At 66.0% G+C, this 18220-nt stretch carries 11 protein-coding genes, 1 tRNA gene and 1 pseudogene; 6 read left to right on the top strand and 7 right to left on the bottom strand.

What is annotated here, in order from left to right:
- Together VGC77_RS17990 and VGC77_RS17985 are read right to left on the bottom strand one after the other, a co-directional pair.
- A pseudogene (locus tag VGC77_RS17990) lies at nt 1-2111 on the bottom strand (CarD family transcriptional regulator); the annotation flags it as partial.
- Nucleotides 2108-2398 (bottom strand): succinate dehydrogenase assembly factor 2, encoded by a 291-nt coding sequence (locus VGC77_RS17985; protein WP_331172933.1) that lies wholly within the window; start codon nt 2396-2398, stop codon nt 2108-2110. The pseudogene VGC77_RS17990 and the gene VGC77_RS17985, both read right to left, overlap by 4 nt.
- A 127-nt stretch (nt 2399-2525) precedes the next feature.
- Between VGC77_RS17985 and recG the strand changes: the two genes are divergently transcribed.
- Nucleotides 2526-4658 carry an ATP-dependent DNA helicase RecG gene (gene recG / locus VGC77_RS17980; RefSeq protein ID WP_331172932.1) on the top strand — a complete coding sequence of 711 codons (2133 nt, stop codon included), beginning with the start codon at nt 2526-2528 and terminating at the stop codon, nt 4656-4658.
- A gap of 135 nt (nt 4659-4793) precedes the next feature.
- Here recG and VGC77_RS17975 read toward each other — a convergent pair whose 3' ends face one another.
- The 3 genes from VGC77_RS17975 to glmU all read right to left on the bottom strand — a co-directional run bounded on the left by VGC77_RS17975 (nt 4794) and on the right by glmU (nt 9180).
- A complete protein-coding gene (locus tag VGC77_RS17975; protein WP_331172931.1) occupies nt 4794-5591 on the bottom strand; it encodes a DUF502 domain-containing protein in 798 nt (265 codons plus the stop codon).
- A gap of 259 nt (nt 5592-5850) precedes the next feature.
- Entirely contained in the window at nt 5851-7677 is a 1827-nt protein-coding gene (gene glmS, locus VGC77_RS17970) for a glutamine--fructose-6-phosphate transaminase (isomerizing) (protein ID WP_331172930.1), read from the bottom strand.
- A gap of 144 nt (nt 7678-7821) precedes the next feature.
- The gene (gene glmU / locus VGC77_RS17965; RefSeq protein WP_331172929.1) at nt 7822-9180 is read right to left on the bottom strand and encodes a bifunctional UDP-N-acetylglucosamine diphosphorylase/glucosamine-1-phosphate N-acetyltransferase GlmU; all 1359 of its coding nucleotides are present in this window, start codon (nt 9178-9180) and stop codon (nt 7822-7824) included.
- 168 nt (nt 9181-9348) lie between these two features.
- On the opposite strand from glmU, the gene VGC77_RS17960 reads away from it, so the two are divergent.
- Nucleotides 9349-10677 carry a hypothetical protein gene (locus VGC77_RS17960; protein WP_331172928.1) on the top strand — a complete coding sequence of 443 codons (1329 nt, stop codon included), beginning with the start codon at nt 9349-9351 and terminating at the stop codon, nt 10675-10677.
- Nucleotides 10678-10765: 88 nt separating this feature from the next.
- A complete protein-coding gene (locus tag VGC77_RS17955) occupies nt 10766-11146 on the top strand; it encodes a hypothetical protein (RefSeq protein ID WP_331172927.1) in 381 nt (126 codons plus the stop codon).
- On the opposite strand, the gene VGC77_RS17950 is transcribed toward VGC77_RS17955, so the two are convergent.
- A complete protein-coding gene (locus VGC77_RS17950) occupies nt 11106-12731 on the bottom strand; it encodes a beta-(1-6) glucans synthase (protein WP_331172926.1) in 1626 nt (541 codons plus the stop codon). The genes VGC77_RS17955 and VGC77_RS17950 overlap by 41 nt on opposite strands.
- A gap of 323 nt (nt 12732-13054) precedes the next feature.
- Between VGC77_RS17950 and VGC77_RS17945 the strand changes: the two genes are divergently transcribed.
- The 3 genes from VGC77_RS17945 to VGC77_RS17935 all read left to right on the top strand — a co-directional run bounded on the left by VGC77_RS17945 (nt 13055) and on the right by VGC77_RS17935 (nt 16749).
- On the top strand, nt 13055-13609 hold the full coding sequence (locus VGC77_RS17945) for a beta-1-3, beta-1-6-glucan biosynthesis protein (RefSeq protein WP_331172925.1): 555 nt from the start codon (nt 13055-13057) through the stop codon (nt 13607-13609).
- Between the two features lie 182 nt (nt 13610-13791).
- Nucleotides 13792-16527 (top strand): glycosyltransferase, encoded by a 2736-nt coding sequence (locus VGC77_RS17940; RefSeq protein WP_331172924.1) that lies wholly within the window; start codon nt 13792-13794, stop codon nt 16525-16527.
- 146 nt (nt 16528-16673) lie between these two features.
- Nucleotides 16674-16749, top strand: a tRNA-Lys gene (locus tag VGC77_RS17935).
- A 99-nt stretch (nt 16750-16848) separates the two neighbouring features.
- Here VGC77_RS17935 and VGC77_RS17930 read toward each other — a convergent pair.
- Nucleotides 16849-18024 carry an acyltransferase gene (locus tag VGC77_RS17930; protein ID WP_331172923.1) on the bottom strand — a complete coding sequence of 392 codons (1176 nt, stop codon included), beginning with the start codon at nt 18022-18024 and terminating at the stop codon, nt 16849-16851.
- Between the last annotated feature and the right edge of the window lie 196 nt (nt 18025-18220).

The raw sequence follows: 18220 nt of genomic DNA, 5'->3' as shown, positions 1-18220 counted from the left end.
TGCGCGACGTTGACCGGAAAGCCCTTGAAGCGTTCGGTAAAATTCTTGGCGTGCTGGCGCGCCAACAGCGTGGTCGGCACCACGACAGCGACTTGCTTGCCTTCCAAGGCGACCGCGAAGGTCGCGCGCAGCGCCACCTCGGTCTTGCCGAAGCCGACGTCGCCGCAGATCAGGCGGTCCATTGGCCGGCCGCTTTCGAGGTCGCCGAGCGCGGCATTGATCGCGGACTGCTGGTCCTAGGTCTCCTCATAGGGGAAGCGCGCGCAGAACTCGTCATAAAGATGCGGCTGGATCACCGTCTTCGGCGCCTCGCGCAGATGCCGCTCGGCGACGATCTTGATTAGCTCGCCGGCGATCTCGCGGATCCGGTTCTTCAGCTTGGCCTTGCGCGCCTGCCAGCCGGAGCCGCCGAGTCGATCCAACTCGACATTGGCGTGGTCGGAGCCGTAGCGCGACAACAGCTCGATGTTTTCGACCGGCAGGAACAGCTTGGTATCGGCGGCGTAGTGCAGCTCCAGGCAGTCATGCGGCGCGCCGCCGACCTCCAGCGTCTGCAGCCCAACGAAGCGGCCGATGCCGTGCTCGACATGCACCACGAGGTCGCCGGCCGAGAGACTGGTGACTTCGGAGATGAAATTGTCGAGCTTGCGGCTGGCCTTGCGCGGCCGCACCAAGCGGTCGCCGAGAATGTCCTGTTCGCTGATCACCGCGACATGGTCGGTCTCGAAGCCGGCTTCCATGCCGACCACCGCCAGCATCGCCTCGTTGCGCGGCGTCGCCTGCACGGTGCGCCAGGAATTGACCGATGTGAGATTGAGCAGCTTGTGGTCCTTCAGCATGCTCGCCATGCGGTCGCGCGAGCCTTCGCTCCACAGCGCCACCACCACCTTCTTGCGCTGGCCCTGCAGCGCCAGCACATGCGCGACCACGGCCTCGAACACGTTGACCGCGGTATCGGCGCGCTCCGGCGCGAAGTTGCGGCCGGCCCTTGCTGCGGCATCGATGACGTGGCCGTCGTCGGCCGGCACCGCGAACGGCGTCAGCCGCGCCAAGGCCGCGCCCTGCAGTCGCTTCTCCCATTCGTGCTCGACCAGATACAGCCGGTCCGGCGGCAGCGGATTGTAGATCGCGCCGCCGCCCGGGATGTCGCGGGCCTCGCGGCGGGCCAGATAGTAATCGCCGATCTGCTTGAAGCGTTCGCGCGCGGCGTCTTCGCCTTGGGGTTCGATCGCTATCGGGGTGCGGTCGAGATAGTCGAACAGCGTGTCCATCCGCTCCTGGAACAAGGGCAGCCAGTGCTCCATGCCGGGATAGCGGCGGCCTTCGCTGACCGCTTCATAGAGCTGGTCGTCCCGCAACGGCGCGCCGAATTCGGCGACATAGCCCATCCGGAACTTGCGGATGGTGTCGGTGACGAGCTGGAATTCCGAGATCGGCACCAGGTCGAGCGCGCGCATGTCGAGCAGCGTGCGCTGGGTCTCGGCGTCGAAGGTGCGGATCGATTCCAGCGTATCGCCGAAGAAGTCGAACCGCACCGGCTGGTCGAGGCCGGCGGGAAACAGATCGAGGATGCCGCCGCGCACCGCATATTCGCCGGGCTCGCGCACCGTGGAGGAACGGCTGTAGCCGTTGTGTTCGAGCCAGGCGACGATGGAATCCATCGGCACCGCATGGCCCGGCGCCACCGACAAGGCCTGCGCCGCGATCACTACGCGCGCCGGCACCCGCTGCACGATGGCGTTGACCGTGGTCAGCACGATCAAGGGCTTCTCGCTGCCCTTCAACCGCGACAGCCGGGCCAGCGTGGTCAGCCGTTGCGCCAAGATGCCGCCATGCGGCGACACCCGGTCGTAGGGCTGACAATCCCAGGCCGGGAATTGCATCACCGCCAGATCCGGCGCGAAGAACTCCAGCGACCGCGCCAGTTGCTGCATCCGCGGGCCGTCGCGGCAGATCACCGCCAGCGACACCACCGGCGGCTTCGGCCGCGCCGCCACCGCGCGCGCCAGATCCGAGACGATCAGCCCCTCGGCGCTCTCGGCGACGTTGGCAAACGTCAGCGCCTGTCCGGGGGCAAGCAGTTCCGCTGGCGAGCGGGTCGGTGATTTCATGCGTCGCGGTCCATGTTGCCGTAGGTCTTGACGCGCTCGAACAGCCCGCCCCGGAACGGCGCCGGCAGCGCAGCCTCGCCGGTCACCGCGGCGTAGAGATCGTGATCGGTAAGCTCGATCAACCGCTCCAGCTCGTCGACTTCGTGATCGGTCAAACTGCCGATTTCGGCGTCTGCGAACTGGCCGAGGATCAGATCCATCTCTCGTGTGCCGCGGTGCCAGCATTGGAACAAAAGCCGCTTGCGGCGGACGTCGAGATCGCCGCTGGTTCGTGTCGTTCCTGTCATTGTCAAACCTGTCTGAACGCCGAAAGCCCGGACGTGCCGGGCGCGCCTGCTATAGCGGGCGGCGGCGGCGCTGTCAGCCTCTGATCGCGCATTGCATTCGGCGCAAAATGCATCCAATCGTCACCGATTGCAGGCAACGCCATGTGCCCAGAGTCGTTCGATGCGCCCTCCGCTGCTCAATCCGTTATTCGCGCCGGTCACCAGCCTGCCCGGCGTCGGGCCGAAGCAGGATAAGTTGTTCCGCTATCTGCTCGACCGCAGCGAGACGCCGCGGCTGGTGGATCTGTTGCTGCATCTGCCGGTCAGCGTGATCGATCGCCGGGCGCGGCCGAAGATCCGCGACGCCGTTCCGGGCTCCATGGTCACGCTGGAAGTCACCATCGACCGGCATCGTCCGGCGCCGGGCGGCCGCTCCCGCGCGCCGCATCTCGTCTATGCCAGCGACGACACCGGCGACGTGGTGCTGACCTATTTCCGCGCCAAGCCGGACTATGTCGAAAAGCTGCTGCCGGTCGGGCAGAAGCGCTACGTTTCCGGCACCGCGCAGATGTTCGACGGCACGCTGCAGATCGTGCATCCCGACCGCGTGGTCGATGAAGCGGGCCTCGCTTTGCTCTCCGGCATCGATCCGGTGTATCCGCTCACCGAGGGTCTGGCGGTCGGTTCATTGCGCCGCGCCATCGCGCAGGCGCTGCTGAAGCTGCCGACGCTGCCGGAATGGACCGCGCCCGAGGTGCTGCGGCGCTGCGGCTTTCCGCCGTTCGCCGAGGCGCTGGAGCGGGTGCATCGCCCGGTTGAGCTCAATGACATCTTGCCAAACGGTCCGTTCTGGTCGCGGCTCGCCTATGACGAACTGCTCGCCGGGCAATTGGCGCTGGCGCTGGTGCGCGCGCAGTTGCGCCGGCCGGCCGGCACACGCAACGCCGGCGACGGCGCGTTGCGGGCCAAGATCATCGACGCGCTGCCCTACGCGCTGACGGCGTCGCAGCAGGCCGCGGCTGCTGCGATCGCCGAGGATCTGCGCCAGCCGGTGCGGATGCTGCGGCTGTTGCAGGGCGACGTCGGCTCCGGCAAGACCGTGGTGGCGCTGCTCGCCGCCGCGGCCGTCGCCGAAGTCGGCAAGCAGGCGGCCTTGATGGCGCCGACCGAAATCCTGGCGCGGCAGCATTTCAAGACCGTCGCGCCGCTCGCGGCACATGCCGGCCTGCGCGTCGCGATTCTGACCGGACGCGAAAAGGGCAAGGAGCGCCGCGAGATTCTGGCCGGGCTCGCCACCGGCGAGATCCATTGTCTGGTCGGCACCCACGCGCTGATCCAGGACGACGTGGTGTTCAACGATCTGGCGTTGGCGGTGGTCGACGAGCAGCATCGCTTCGGCGTGCGCGAACGTCTGGCGCTGACCTCGAAGGGCGATGCCGTCGACGTGCTGGTGCTGAGCGCCACGCCGATCCCGCGCACTTTGGTGCTGAGTTATTTCGGCGACATGGACCTCTCTGAACTGCGCGAGAAGCCGGCCGGCCGGCAGCCGATCGACACCCGCGCGGTGCCGAATAGCCGGCTCAACGAGGTGATGGACGCGGTCGGCCGGGCGCTTTCGGCCGGCAAGCTGGTGTACTGGATCTGCCCGCTGGTCGAAGAATCCGAGACGGTGAATCTCACCGACGCCGAGCAGCGCTTCGAGAGCCTGAAATTCCGCTATGGCGACCGCGTCGGGCTGGTGCACGGCAAGATGCGCGGGCCCGACAAGGACCGGGTGATGGCGCAATTCGCCGGCCACGAGATCGGCCTGTTGGTCGCGACCACCGTGGTCGAGGTCGGCGTCGACGTGCCCGACGCCACCATCATGGTGATCGAGAACGCCGAGCGCTTTGGCCTCGCGCAACTGCATCAGCTGCGTGGCCGGATCGGCCGCGGCTCGGAATCCTCGACCTGCCTGTTGCTGTACAAGGACCCGCTCGGCGAAATGTCAGCGGCACGCTTGCGGGTGATCCGCGAAACCACCGACGGCTTCCGCATCGCCGAGGAAGATCTCAAGCTGCGCGGCGAAGGCGACGTGCTCGGCACCAGGCAAAGCGGCCTGCCCGGCTATCGCATCGCGCGGCCGGAGGTGCACGCGCAACTGATTTCGCAGGCCCGCGACGAGGCGCTGCAGATCCTCAAGGACAATCCGAAGCTCAAGGGCGAGCGCGGCGACGCGCTGCGCTGCCTGCTCTATCTGTTCGAACGCGACGAAGCCCTGCCGCTGATCGGCGCCGGGTGATCGTTGTCATTCCGAGGCGCGAGGCTGATAGGCCGAGCGAATCCGGAATCTTGCGGCATGCGGAGCGTGGAGCGGGATTCCGGGTTCGCTCGCAGCTTCGCTGCGCGCACCCCGGAATGACTCAAATCACTTCTTCTAATCGACCTTGGCCGGGCGGCGCGAGAATGCGGACTCAGGCGCGTCGCTGACGGTGCGCGCCGCCATCACCGTGCCGGCCAGTGCGGCGATCTTCTTCTGCGGGTCGGAGCCGGGCTGCACCACGCCCGCCGACATGATCAGCGTCGCCGCGGCCTCCGCGGTCATGTCGACCTCGATCACCTTGCTCTTCGGCACGTAGAAGAAGAAGCCGGTGGTCGGGTTCGGCGCGCAGGGCAGAAACACCGACATGTGCTCGTCCTGGCCGGGCAGCTTGGTGGCGATCTCGTCGCTCGGCGGCTGCGAGATCAGCACCAAGGACCACATCCCCGGCGCCGGAAATTCGACCAGCCCGACTTTGCGAAAGCTCGAGCCGGTGGCGGAGAACAGCGTCTCGAACACCTGTTTCAAGCCGCGATAGATCGCCCGCACCACCGGCATCCGGCCGAGTAGCCGCTCGCCGAGATCGACCAAAGTGCGGCCGATCAGATTGGCGGTGAGAAAGCCAAGCAGCGTCAACGCGACGAAGGCCACGATCAGGCCGGAGCCCGGCACGCCGAACGGCAGATAATGCTGGATGTAGGTTTCCGGGCGATAATCCGCCGGCACGAACGGCCGCACGAAGGCATCGACCCAGGTCACGAACGACCAGGTCAGATAAAACGTGATCGCGATCGGGCCGGCGACGATCAGCCCGGTGAGGAAATAGTTTCGGATCCGCGCCATGAAGCCGCGCGGCGGATCGTGCGGAAGCTCGAGCGGGCTTTCGGTCGGGGCTTGGTCGTTACGGGTCATCATGGATCCAGGTCATTTAAAAGAACATCGTGGCTGGACCACGAATCGTCAACGCCGTTCGAGCCGACGCGGCTTGCCGGCATTCTAGCAGACCCTCGCGCAATCTATCGCGCAGACTGTTGCATCTCCCACACCCGCCGCGGCATCTCATGGGGATAAGGTTTGCCGCCCACGCCCACCATAACCCGCTGGAATGATTTGATTGTTTCCACAGGACCGCGGCGCCGGCGGAAACCATCGGCGGCCGCCTGCGACGGTTTGTCTATTCCACGGTCACCGACTTCGCCAGGTTTCGCGGCTGATCGACGTCGGTGCCCATGATCACGGCGGTGTGGTAGGCCAGGAGCTGCACCGGAATCGCATAGATCATCGGCGTAAACGCCGCCGCCATGTCCGGCAGCACGATGGTGACCAGCGATTGGATGGTGGCCTCCGCCGCGCCCTTGGCGTCGGTCATCAGAATGATGTTGCCGCCGCGCGCCGCCACTTCCTGCATGTTCGACACCGTCTTTTCGAACACCCGGTCAAACGGCGCGATCACCACCACCGGCATATTCTCGTCGATCAGCGCAATCGGGCCGTGCTTGAGCTCGCCGGCGGCATAGCCTTCGGCGTGGATGTAGGAAATTTCCTTCAGCTTCAGCGCGCCCTCCAGCGCCAGCGGATAGCTGGTGCCGCGGCCGAGATAGAGCACGTCCTGCCGCTTGGCGATGTCGCGCGCCAGTTTCTCGATCTGCGGCTCGGTGCCGAGCGCCGCCGCCATCAGCCGCGGGATCTCCACCAGGCCACGCACCAGCCTCGCCTCGTCATCGTCGGACAATTCGCCGCGCGCCTTGCCGGCGGCCACCGCCAGCGCCGCCAGCACCATCAGCTGGCAGGTGAAGGCCTTGGTCGAGGCGACGCCGATCTCCGGGCCGGCCAGCGTCGGCAGCACCACCTCGCTGTCGCGGGCGATGGTCGAGGTCGGCACGTTGACCACCGACAGCGTATGCAAGCCCTGCGATTTGGCGTAGCGCAGCGCCGCCAGCGTGTCCGCGGTCTCGCCGGACTGCGAGATGAAGATCGCCAGATCGCCCTTGCGCAACGGCGCCTCGCGGTAGCGGAACTCGGAGGCGACGTCGACCTCCACCGGCACCCGGGCGAAGCGTTCGAACCAGTATTTGGCGATGAAGCCGGCGTAGCTCGCGGTGCCGCAGGCGGTGATCGAGATCCGCTGAATGTCCTTGAAATCGAACGGCAGCGTCACCGGCAACGCGGTGCGGTCATTGGCCATGTCGACGTAGCGGGCCAGCGTATGGCCGACCACTTCCGGCTGTTCGTGGATTTCCTTGGCCATGAAGTGCCGGTAGTTGGCCTTGTCGACCACCAGCGAGGAGGCGCCGGATTTCAAAGTGTCGCGGCCGGTGACGATGCCCAACTCGTCGCGCACCACGGCGCTGCTGCGGGTCAGCACCACCCAATCGCCGTCCTCGAGATAGCTGATGGTGTCGGTGAACGGCGCCAGCGCGATCGCATCCGACCCCAGATACATCTCGCCGTCGCCATAGCCGATCGCCAGCGGCGAGCCCTTGCGGGCGCCGATCATCAGGTTGTCGTGACCGCTGAAGATGAAGGCCAGCGCGAAGGCGCCGCGCAGTTGCGGCAACGCCTGCCGCACGGCGTCTTCCGGCGAGGCGCCGGCGGCGAGATAGGAGTTGACCAGATGCGCGACCACCTCGGTGTCGGTTTCGCTGCTGAAGCTCGCGCCCTCTTTCTCCAGCCGCTGCCGCAACTCGCGGAAATTCTCGATGATGCCGTTATGGACCACGGCGACGCGCGCGGTGGCGTGCGGATGGGCGTTGGATTCGGTCGGCTTGCCGTGGGTCGCCCAGCGGGTGTGGCCGATGCCGAGATGGCCCTGCAGCGGCGAGCTCTTCAGCAGCTTTTCCAGATTGCGCAATTTGCCTTCGGCGCGGCGGCGCACCAGTTGCGATCCCTCCAGCGTCGCGACGCCCGCGGAATCATAGCCGCGATACTCAAGACGCTTCAGCGAATCGACCAGTTGATCCGCGACCGGACCATTTCCCAGAATGCCGACAATGCCGCACATGCGGTTCAATCACTCCACGTTGACAGAGGCAGACGCCCAAATTGGTCTTTACGAGCTTCTGCGAAAGCGAAGCTAATCAATAATCATTGCGAAGTAAGACAACGTTAATCGTTAGGGTAAATTTGCCGTCCGAGCGGTCCGCTACTACTTGGCGGTTTTGGTCTTGCCGCGGGTTTTCGCCTCGCGAAACCGTTTCGCCCAGCCGTCCCTGATCGATTGCTGACCCCGCGCCACAGCGAGCGCATCGCTGGGAACATCGCGGCTGATCACCGATCCGGAGCCGATATAGGCCCCCGCCCCGATCGTCACCGGCGCCACCAGCGAGGAGTTCGAGCCGACGAACGCGCCGGCGCCGATCTCGGTCTTGTGCTTGCCGAAACCATCGTAATTGCAGGTGATGGTGCCGGCGCCGATATTGGCGGCCGCGCCGATATGGGCGTCGCCGATATAGGTCAGATGGTTGACCTTGGCGCCGGCGTCGATGATCGCCGCCTTGGTCTCGACGAAATTGCCGATCCGCGCGCCCTCGCCGAGCGCGGTGCCGGGCCGCAGCCGGGCGTAGGGGCCGACCGAGGCGTTCTTGCCGATCGTGGCCTGCGAAAGATGCGAAAACGCATGGATCACCGCGCCGTCGGCGATGCTGACGCCGGGCCCGATCACCACGAAGGGTTCGATGGTGACGTCGTTGCCGAAGGTGGTGTCGGCGGCGAGAAACACCGTGTCCGGCGCGATCATCGTCACCCCGGCGTCGAGCGCCGCACGGCGCAGCCTCGCCTGCATCACCGCCTCGGCCTCGGCGAGTTGCGCCTTGGTGTTGATGCCGCGGACTTCGTCCTCGCCGGTCTCGATCACAATCGCCTCCAGTCCCAGGTCGCGCACGATCGCGACCGCATCGGTGAGATAAAATTCGCCCTTGCTGTTGGCGTTGCCGATCTTGTCGAGGATGGCGAGCACTCTGCGACCGTCGAACGCCATCACCCCGGCATTGCACAGGCCGATCGCGCGCTCCGCGGAGCTGGCGTCGGCCTGCTCGCGGATCGCCGCTAGCCGGCCGTCCTCGACCAGCAGCCGGCCGTAGCCGGTCGGATCGGCGGGTCGAAACCCGAGCACCGCTAGCGTCGCGCCGTCGCGCAATGGCTGCCGCAGCCGCTCGAAGGTCGCCGCGGAAATCAGCGGGGTGTCGCCGAACGCGATCAGCAGATCGTCGGCGCCGCCGGCGATCGCGTCGCGCGCCGCCAACACGGCGTGCGCGGTGCCGAGGCGCTGTCGTTGCACGAAGGTCGCGGCGTCCGGGCGCACCCGCTTGGCCTCATCGGACACCGCGGCGTGGTCCGGGCCGACCACCACGGCGAGCGAGGCGCCGTCGCCATTCGGCGCGGCCTTCAAGACATGGGCGAGCAAGGCTTCACCGGCGACCTGATGCAGCACCTTGGGCGTGGCGGAACGCATCCGCGTTCCCTCGCCCGCGGCGAGGACGATGGTCAGGCTGGTTCGACGCGACATTCGATGGGTGATCCCGTGGCAGGCTGCGGTTCTGCGGCGTTCATATGGGTTTTTCACCGGGCTGGAAACAGCGGCGACCGCGGTGTCGTACGAGCGAGGTTCAGCCCAGCTTTCCCTGATAAAGTTGGGCGCATGATTCGCGTGGCTGCGGGGGGCAGCAGACAGCGTATGGCAAGAAATCGCGACGAGCTGGCGGACAGTCTGAACACCGAATCGGACGGCGGCCTGATGGGCCTTTTGGCCGAGGAGGAGGATTTGGACCGCCGCGCGCTGTGGCGGCTGGGCTCGTGGGCGGTCGGTTCGATCGGCGCGCTGGTGCTCGCGATCCTGGTCAGCCAGTCCTCGATCCAGGTGCGGCAGGAACAGGCCGCGGCCGCCGATCTGGCGCGGCAGTCACAGCAGATCCAGCGAATCGCCAAGGAGGCGCAGATCGAGACCAACCGGCTGGCCTCGGCGATCGACACCCTGAACAGCGACCGCGACCGGCTGTATTCGCGGGTCACCATGCTGGAGCAGAACGTCGAATCGGTGACCGGCTCGATCAAACGTCAGGTCGTCAGCGCCCCCGCCTCGCCCGCTGCGGCCCCCGCGGAGTCGCGCCCGGCGCCGCAAGCCGCGGCCGCGCCGACCCCAACCTCAGCTCCGGCCCCGATGCCCCCCAAGGCGCCGCCGCCCGCGGCCACCGCGGCAGAGCCCGCGGAGCCGCCAGCGCCGCGCGAGCAGCCGGCGGTCCGTGCCGCCCAGGCAGCCTCGCTGATCCCGGTCGCTTCCCCGCCGACGCCGGCTCCCCCTCCGGCTCCGGCGAACCCGGCGCCGACCAGCGCTGCCCCGCCCGCCGCCGTCGACGTCGCCCCGAGCCGACGCATCACCGAGCTGCAGCCGGTGACGGCAAAGCCGCCGGCCCCACTGGTGTCCGCAAAGTCGATGCTGGGTCCGCCGGAGCCTTCAGCCGCAAAACTGATTGAGCCTGCCGCCGCGCCGGCTGCGGCGGCGCCACCCGCGGCCGCGCCGCCGGTGGTCGCCGCCGTCGATGCCGAACCGAACGAATCCGACACCGCGGTCGCGACCCGGCGCACCGAATTCGGCGTCGACCTCGGCGGCGCCAATTCCGTCGAAGGGCTGCGGATCCTGTGGCAGCGGCTGCTCAAATCCAACGCCTCGTTGACGGCGCTGCGGCCGCTGCTGGTGGTGAAGGAGCGCAGCTCCGGCGCCGGCATGCAGTTGCGGCTGATCGCCGGACCGATCGGCGACGCCTCCACCGCCGCCAAGCTGTGCGCCGGACTCGCCGCCGCCGACCGCTATTGCGAGACTGCGACCTATGACGGCCAGCGGCTGTCCGCCGGCACCGCGCCGCCGGCGCCGCCCCCCGCCGCGGCACGGCCGAGCCGCAAGCGCACCAGCGCCCGGCTGCCGATGGCGGACCCCGAACCGCCGCCGGCGGTCACGCCGCCACCGCCACCGCCGTCGCCGCTGCTGACCTTGCTCGGCGTCCGCTGACGCTGCGACGAACTGCTAAAGATCCTCACAAGGTCGGCCAAGCCCGCATCGGGTTGTCCTGAGGCGCGAACCGCAGCATAATCGCCGAATGAAAAAACAACCGTTCCGGCTCACCCCGTATCAGGTGCAGTGGCTGCTGATCGTGGGCTTTCTCACCATCGGCTATGCGCTGTATCTCCGCTATCTGGCGATCGAGATGTCCACCGTGGCGCTGGCCTGCGACGCCGGCTTGCCGACCATGCTGTGCAAGACCCGGATCCTGATGACCTATCTGTTCCGCAATTCGGTGTTCGGGATCGCCGCCCTGGTGATCGCGGTGCTGCACGTGATCCGGCCCTCGATCGTGCTGTTGACCGCGGGTCTGGTCGCCGCCGGCTTCGGCATCGTGCTGTACAATATCGGGTTGTCGGGGCTGGCGATCGGCCTGCTTATTTTGGGGTTTGCTCGCCCCGCGCCTGCCACAGCGTAAGACCGAGCAGGACGTAGCCGGCGCAGGTCCACAGCGACTGCCAGTTGTTGGGACCTTCGTTGAAACCGGTATACAGCGCGGTCACCACGAACACCCCGGCGAACACCGCCTCCGCGATCGGGCGGACGCCGGTCTTCGGCCGGTTCAGCAGCATCAAGGCGAAGAACGGCACCACCGCCATGGTCAGCGCGGCGAACGGGAAATCGCGGTAGCGCGGGTCGAACAGGAAGCCGAGCGCCGTCATCGCGGCGATCAGCGTGGTGATCAGCAACGCCGCGGCGAGGCCACGCGCCAGCCAGGACGGCGTGCGGCCCTCGCGCGGGCCGACCAGTTCCAGGAAGGTCGGCAGCGCCCGCCCCGAGATCAGCGCACTGGCCGACAGAATCGGTGCCAACGTCGCTGCGCCAAGCAGCGCCCCCCAGCACAACCAGCCGCCGACGCCGAGGCTCTCATACAGCATCTTGTCGGCGGCGACGCCGAACAGAATGCCCGCCGACGTCGCCGACGCGGTGACAGCAACCCACGACAGCAGTCGCGGCGACCATGGACGGCGCCGCATCGTCAGCATCGCCGCGCCAAACACCAGAATGCTCAGCACCAACCCGCAGCCGAGATAGACCTTCCACAGCGGATAATTGTTGACGCTCTGCCCGGCGGGATATTTCAGCGCGCGGTGATCGGCATCGATCAGCCCCCAGAAGCCGCCCACGGTGCCCTCGAGCTGACGCTTCCAGGGCTGGTCGTAGGCCTCGATCAGGTTGACGCGGAATTTCTCTTTCTTCGCCAGATCGAGGATTTCCGCGACCACCCGCGCCTGATTGGTGCGCGACGGCAGCGCGCCTTCGCGCATCCGTCCGGCGCTCGGCCAGCCGGTCTCGCCGATCAGGATCTCCTTGCCGGGAAACGCCACCCCGATGCGCTTGCGGATCGAATCGACATGAGCCGCGGCGAAACTCGCCCGCACCGGGAAATCCTCCCAATAGGGAAGAATGTGGATGGTGACGAAATCCACCGCTTCATAGACTTCGCGATTGCGCAGCCAATATTCCCAGACATCGGCATAGGTCACCGGAACCTTGACCTGCGGCTTGACCAGCCGGATCGTCGCGGCGAGGTCGGCGGCGGTCATCTCGCCGCGCAACAGCACCTCGTTGCCGACCACCACCGCGCTGATCACCCCGGGATATTTTTTGGTCAACCCGACCACCGTGGCGATTTCGGCGAGGTTCTTGTAGCGGTTGCTGCCGAGCCAGATCCCCTGAATGACCTTGAGCCCGGCCTTTTCCGCCAGCGCCGGCACCTGATCGAGACCGTTCTGGATCGAATAGGTCCGCACGCATTTCGAGATCGTCGCGAGTTGCGCGAGGTCCTGGGCGATCTGCTCCGGGGAAATCTGCGTCGAGGCGATCAGCGGCGTCTGGGTGCCGCGGAACGGCGCATATGAAACGCATTCCAACTTGTCGGATGGGTCGATCGGCGCGCGCACCAGCGCGGCCGGCGTGGACAGCCACCACCACGCTGCGACGATCAGACCCAACGATACCAGGAGAAGCGCCAGCGGCGTGCGAAGTGAAATCGGTTCCATCCTCCACGAGGACCCGTCGATTAGCCGGTCATCGACGATCTGCCAAGACCGGAATGCTGCAAATCGAAACTTCGCTCGGCGCGCCGAATCCGCGGCTCGGCAGAATTCGCGGCAGCAGCGCCGAGAACTTCAGAACCGTGAGCGGTCAACGGCTTTGTTCACCCGGCAGTCATCCCGGAAGATGTATTGCGCCTTTGCTGGACAAATTCGAAAATGTCCGTCATGGGAATTCGTCGAGGCCTGCGCCGTATTCGGGACCAAATTGACGACCAGCGGACGGCGACGTCTGATCGGTCGGGCCAGAGCAAAAAATCGGGGATTTTATGCGTGGACTGCTGATCGAGTTTCAGAACGCCGTGCTGCGTTGCCTTGCCGTCACTGGAGTGGCCCTGTTGATCGGGGTCGGAGGAGCGATCGCCCAGAGCGGCGATCTGCGCGCCCAGGATCAGTCCGGCAAGACCGCCCCCACGAATGGCACCAATCCCGCCCCCGCCGATCCCTTGAAGGACAGCCAGCGCAAGACCGATGAGTTCGTCGAGGCTGCGCAGGCGATCAACGGCCCGGCCGGCAATCCGGAATGCGTCTGGCTCGGCCGCCGCGTCGTCGGGCTGATGTGGCGCGACGATCTCGACACCGCGTTCCGCCACCTCGACCTCTACGACCGCTTCGGCTGTCCCGGCGGCCATGTGCAGGCCACCTTCCGCTGCCTGGTGCGGTTCGGCGCAATCGACCCGAAAGCCCCGGACAGCCTGAGCGGCCGGGTTCATGCTTGCTGGATCAATCCCAACGCGCAGCCGCAGGCGGCTGCCGCAGCGGCCAGCGCGCCGGCTCCGGCCGCAGCCCCGGCTGCGACCCCGGCGCCGCCGGCCGCGAAATAGGTGATCCGCCGGAACGACGCGATATTTTGACGGTTGCAATCCGCGCCGCCCTCAAATCGCCACGGCGTCATATGAGTTGTTTCTAGACGTGGCAGAGCTATGCTTGGTTTGCCGCAGCCTTGGTCGGACCTCGGGGACGGGTCCGTTTCCCTGCCATGTTGGCCCCGTATGGTTGAGTCGCGATGCGCGCCGTCGTCGCCGTTCTGCTCTTGGTCACCGCCGCTCATGCTGCCATCTGGGGGATCTTCAGGGACCAGCAGCAGGCGCCGGATTTCCGGGGCATCCTTCCCAGCGTGTCCTATGCCCCATTCGAGGGCACCGCGCATCCTGACGTCGACAACATCCCCAATGCGGAGAAAATCCGCGCCGACCTGAAGACCCTGGCGCCGATCAGCCGGGCGATCCGGCTGTACTCCTCGACCGGCGGCGTCGAAATGGTACCGCCGATCGCGGGCGAGGTCGGCCTCAAGGTCACGGTCGGCGCCTGGATCGACAAGAATGTCGACCGCAACGAACGCGAAATGCTGTCGGCGATCGACCTCGTCAAGCACAACAGCAACGTCAACGGCATCGTGGTCGGCAACGAAACCATCTACCGCGGCGAGCAGAAGGTTGAAGACCTCATCAAGCTGATCCAGCGCGTCAAGGGCCAGGTCAACGTCCCGGTGACCACCGGCGAGATCTGGAACATCTGGCTCGATCACCCGGAACTGGCGTCCTCGGTCGACTTCATCGCCGCGCACATCCTGCCCTATTGGGAAGGCTTCTCCGACACCAAGGCGGTCGACCAGGCGCTGATCATCTATCAGAAGCTGCGCGACGCCTTTCCCGGCAAGCGCATCGTGATCGCCGAATTCGGCTGGCCTAGCGCCGGCTATAACTTGAAGGATGCGGTGCCCGGCCCGTTCGAACAGGCGGTGACGTTGCGCAACTTCGTCAACCGCGCCGAAGCCATCGGCATGGAATACAACATCGTCGAGGCGATCGATCAGCCCTGGAAGTTCTTCGAAGGCGGCGTCGGTCCTTACTGGGGCATCCTCAACGCGGCGCGCGAACCGAAATTCGCCTGGAGCGGCCCGGTGGTCGACCAGGCCTATTGGAAGCTCGCCGGCATCGCGCTGTTGATCGGCATCCTGCTGTCGACGCCGATTTTGCGGCTGAACGCGCCGAGCGCGATGCAGTCGTTCACGCTGTCGGCGGCGGCGCACGGCGTCGGCGCCTGGGTCGCAACCGTGTTCGCCTATTGGACCGGGCATTATTTCGTGTTCGGCTCGGCGCTGGCACTGACGCTCGGCCTGATCCTGCTAGTGCCGTTGGTACTGATCGCGATGGCGCGGATCGAGGAAATCGCCGCGATCGCCTTTGGCCGGGCGCCGGTCCGGCTGCTCAAAAAGCCGCCGGCCGCGGCGCTGCCGGCTGTCGCGTCCCCTGTCGAAGCCGTCGCGGGCGAGGCCGGCGAAGCCACCGCCGAAGCGCCGAAGCTGCCGAAAGTGTCGATTCATATCCCGGCCTATTTCGAGCCGCCGGACATGTTGAAGCAGACGCTGGATGCGGTGGCCCGGCTGGACTATCCGAACTTCGAATGCGTGGTGATCATCAACAACACCCCGGATCCCGAATTCACCCAGCCGATCCAGGATCACTGCCGCGAGCTCGGCGAGCGCTTCAAATTCATCAACGCCGAAAAAGTCGAAGGCTTCAAGGCCGGCGCGCTGCGCATCGCCATGGAGCGCACCGCCGCCGACGCCGAGATCATCGGCATCATCGACGCCGACTACATGGTCGAGCCGGACTGGCTGAAGGACTTGGTGCCGGCGTTCGACGATCCGCGGGTCGGCCTGGTGCAGGCACCGCAGGACCATCGCGACGGCAACCGCTCGCTGATGCACTACATCATGAACGGCGAATATGCCGGGTTCTTCGACATCGGCATGGTTCAGCGCAACGAACTCAACGCTATCATCGTGCACGGCACGATGTGCCTGATCCGCCGCGCCGCGATGGAGATGGCCGGCGGCTGGGCCGGCGACACCATCTGCGAGGATAGCGATCTCGGCCTGGAGATCATCGAGCACGGCTGGCTGACCCACTACACCAACCGCCGCTACGGCTTTGGCCTTTTGCCGGACACCTATGAGGCGTTCAAGAAGCAGCGCCATCGCTGGGCCTATGGCGGCTTCCAGATCATCAAGAAGCATTGGCGCCGCTTCCTGCCGGGCGCCAGCCGGCTGAGCCCGGATCAGAAGCGCGAATTCGCGCTCGGCTGGCTGAACTGGCTCGGCGCCGAGAGCCTCGGCGTGGTGGTGGCGATCCTCAATCTGATCTGGGTGCCGATCGTGGCGTTTGCCGACATCGCGATCCCCGACAAGATCCTGACGCTGCCGATCATCGCCTCGTTCGTGGTGTCGCTGCTGCACTTCGTGACGCTGTACCGGCTCAGGGTGCCGGTGAAAACCGCGCAGATGCTGGGCGCGATGATCGCGGCGATGTCGGTGCAATGGACGGTGTCGCGCGCGGTGGCGCAGGGCCTGATCACCGAGCATCTGGCCTTCGCCCGCACCTCGAAGGGCGGCTTCTCGCTGATGTCGGTGGAATTCCAGGCGTTCTGGGAGGCGGTGATCGGGGTGCTGCTGCTGGTCGGCGCCGCGGTGCTGGTGGCCTCCAACGCCTATAAGGAAGTCCACGAGATCTACATCTTCGCCGCGGTGTTGGTGCTGCAGAGCCTACCGTTCCTGGCCGCGGTGGCGATTGCGATCCTGGAGAATTCGCGGGTCAATTCCTTCGCGTTCTGGACCAACACCGGGGTGCGCACCGCCGAATTGATCGGGTTGCGGCCGGTTGCGTTGCCCAAGGCCATGCCGGCAGCGATATCGGCGCCGCAGCCGGTGGCCTCGGAAATCCACCGCGACACGGCCTAATCGCCTCCAGGAGAGTTCAGGGATCGATCGAAGGCCGGCTATTAAAGCCATGGCGCGCCATGCCGTTTCGGCGTCCACAGGGTTGACGTTGCGATCCCGCGCGGACTTGACCCGGACCGGTCCGCCCCCTACACAGCGCGTCACGTGAGCGCGTAGCTCAGACGGTAGAGCACGTGACTTTTAATCATGGGGTCGAGGGTTCGAGTCCCTCCGCGCTCACCATGGCATCAAGACTTGTTGTCATCCACGCCGAGCCGCCGCGCTCACGCCGCTGGGGTGGCATTGCTGACAGCAGCACGACCGAAAACAGTCGGCTGCACGTCATATCAACCGCAACCGCCGCTCGAACGCGTGCCAGAGCCGACCGGAACCGACCTCTACGACCAGATATTGCAGCCAGGCCAGCGGCGTAATGGCGGCAACGCTGCCGACCAACAGCACCAGTGCTATGGCCGTGCGGGGGACCCCGGCGGCGACCAATGCACCGAGCAGATCGGGCCGGCTCCAAATGATCGGCAGCGTCAAGGCATGCAGCAGATAGAAGCTGTACGAGATCCTGCCGTAAAACCGCGGCATGACCCGAAAAGGACCGAATGCCAGCAACGCCACGATCGCGGCGCTGCTCACGGTCTCGGCGACGCCGCTCCACACCGAAGTGAAGCCGAGAACGATACGAGCCATCGCAAAGCAGGCGAGGCCGATCGCGAGTGCCACGCCGGGGCGCTGCAGCCGATCGACAAGGCCGCGACCGTAAAAATAAGCCGCCATCCCCGCCACGAAGGAATACAATGGCGCGAAGGTACTTGGACGATCGAACAGCGCTTGCCATTGGCTTGCGAACGATAGCCCGAGAAGGGTGGTGAAGATTACTGCCAGCGGCACTACCCCGAACCGACGGTGCAGCCAGAACGCAGCGAATATCAGCGGCGCGCCCAGCAGTTCGAACTGCAGAGACCAAGTGACGCCGTTGATGTCGGTTTTGAGGAGCAGCGCGTTACGCATCACGTTGAGCGGATCGAATGAGCCCGACATCGGCAGAGTCGCCCCAAACGCTGCATGCAGCGCAACGAATAGCGCCAGCGTGGTGAGTGCCGCCGGAAAGATCCGGACAATTCGGCTGCCGAAGAAACCGAGCGCGCTTTGGCCGAGCGATTCGGCGCTACGCTCCAGCGTCAGCGCCAACACGAAGCCGCTGAGCACGAAAAACAGGATCACCGCACCGACGCCATTTCCGAGTATCTGTCCCGGCAAAGCGGCCCAGTGAAACGGCAGATGTGGATCCCGTAACAGTGACGTGTGGCTACCGTCGGCGGAAAGATAGCTGGTCCCGCCCGCGTGAAAACACGCCACCATCAGCGCCGCTACACCGCGCGCCGCTTCCAGGTTTGGGTAGAATCGGGCTTTCGACGTCGCGGCCACCGCTTCTGGTTCCGCGATTGAACTGGTGTCGGCGATTCCGCCGTTCCCGATTCGGAGCAAGCGAGCAGCAGATTCCACCCCTCAAACTCCGCCGCGCGAACTGGTCCTGCCGATCATTGCTAAACATTTCTGATATTCCACGATCAGGCAAGGAAAATGCCGTGGCTCGACACCGTTTTGCGAGGGCTGAAGCGCGGCTGCGGCGATGGCACTTCGGCGATCGCACGACGCGTCGCTGATATCGGGACCGGCGCAGTCCGCCGCAGCCCGACCG

The sequence above is a fragment of the Rhodopseudomonas sp. genome, from assembly GCF_036404135.1.
In the GTDB taxonomy this organism is placed as follows: Bacteria; Pseudomonadota; Alphaproteobacteria; order Rhizobiales; family Xanthobacteraceae; genus Rhodopseudomonas_A.
Note: the sequence above shows the minus strand (reverse complement) of the source record. Positions and strands in the feature narration are given on the sequence as shown.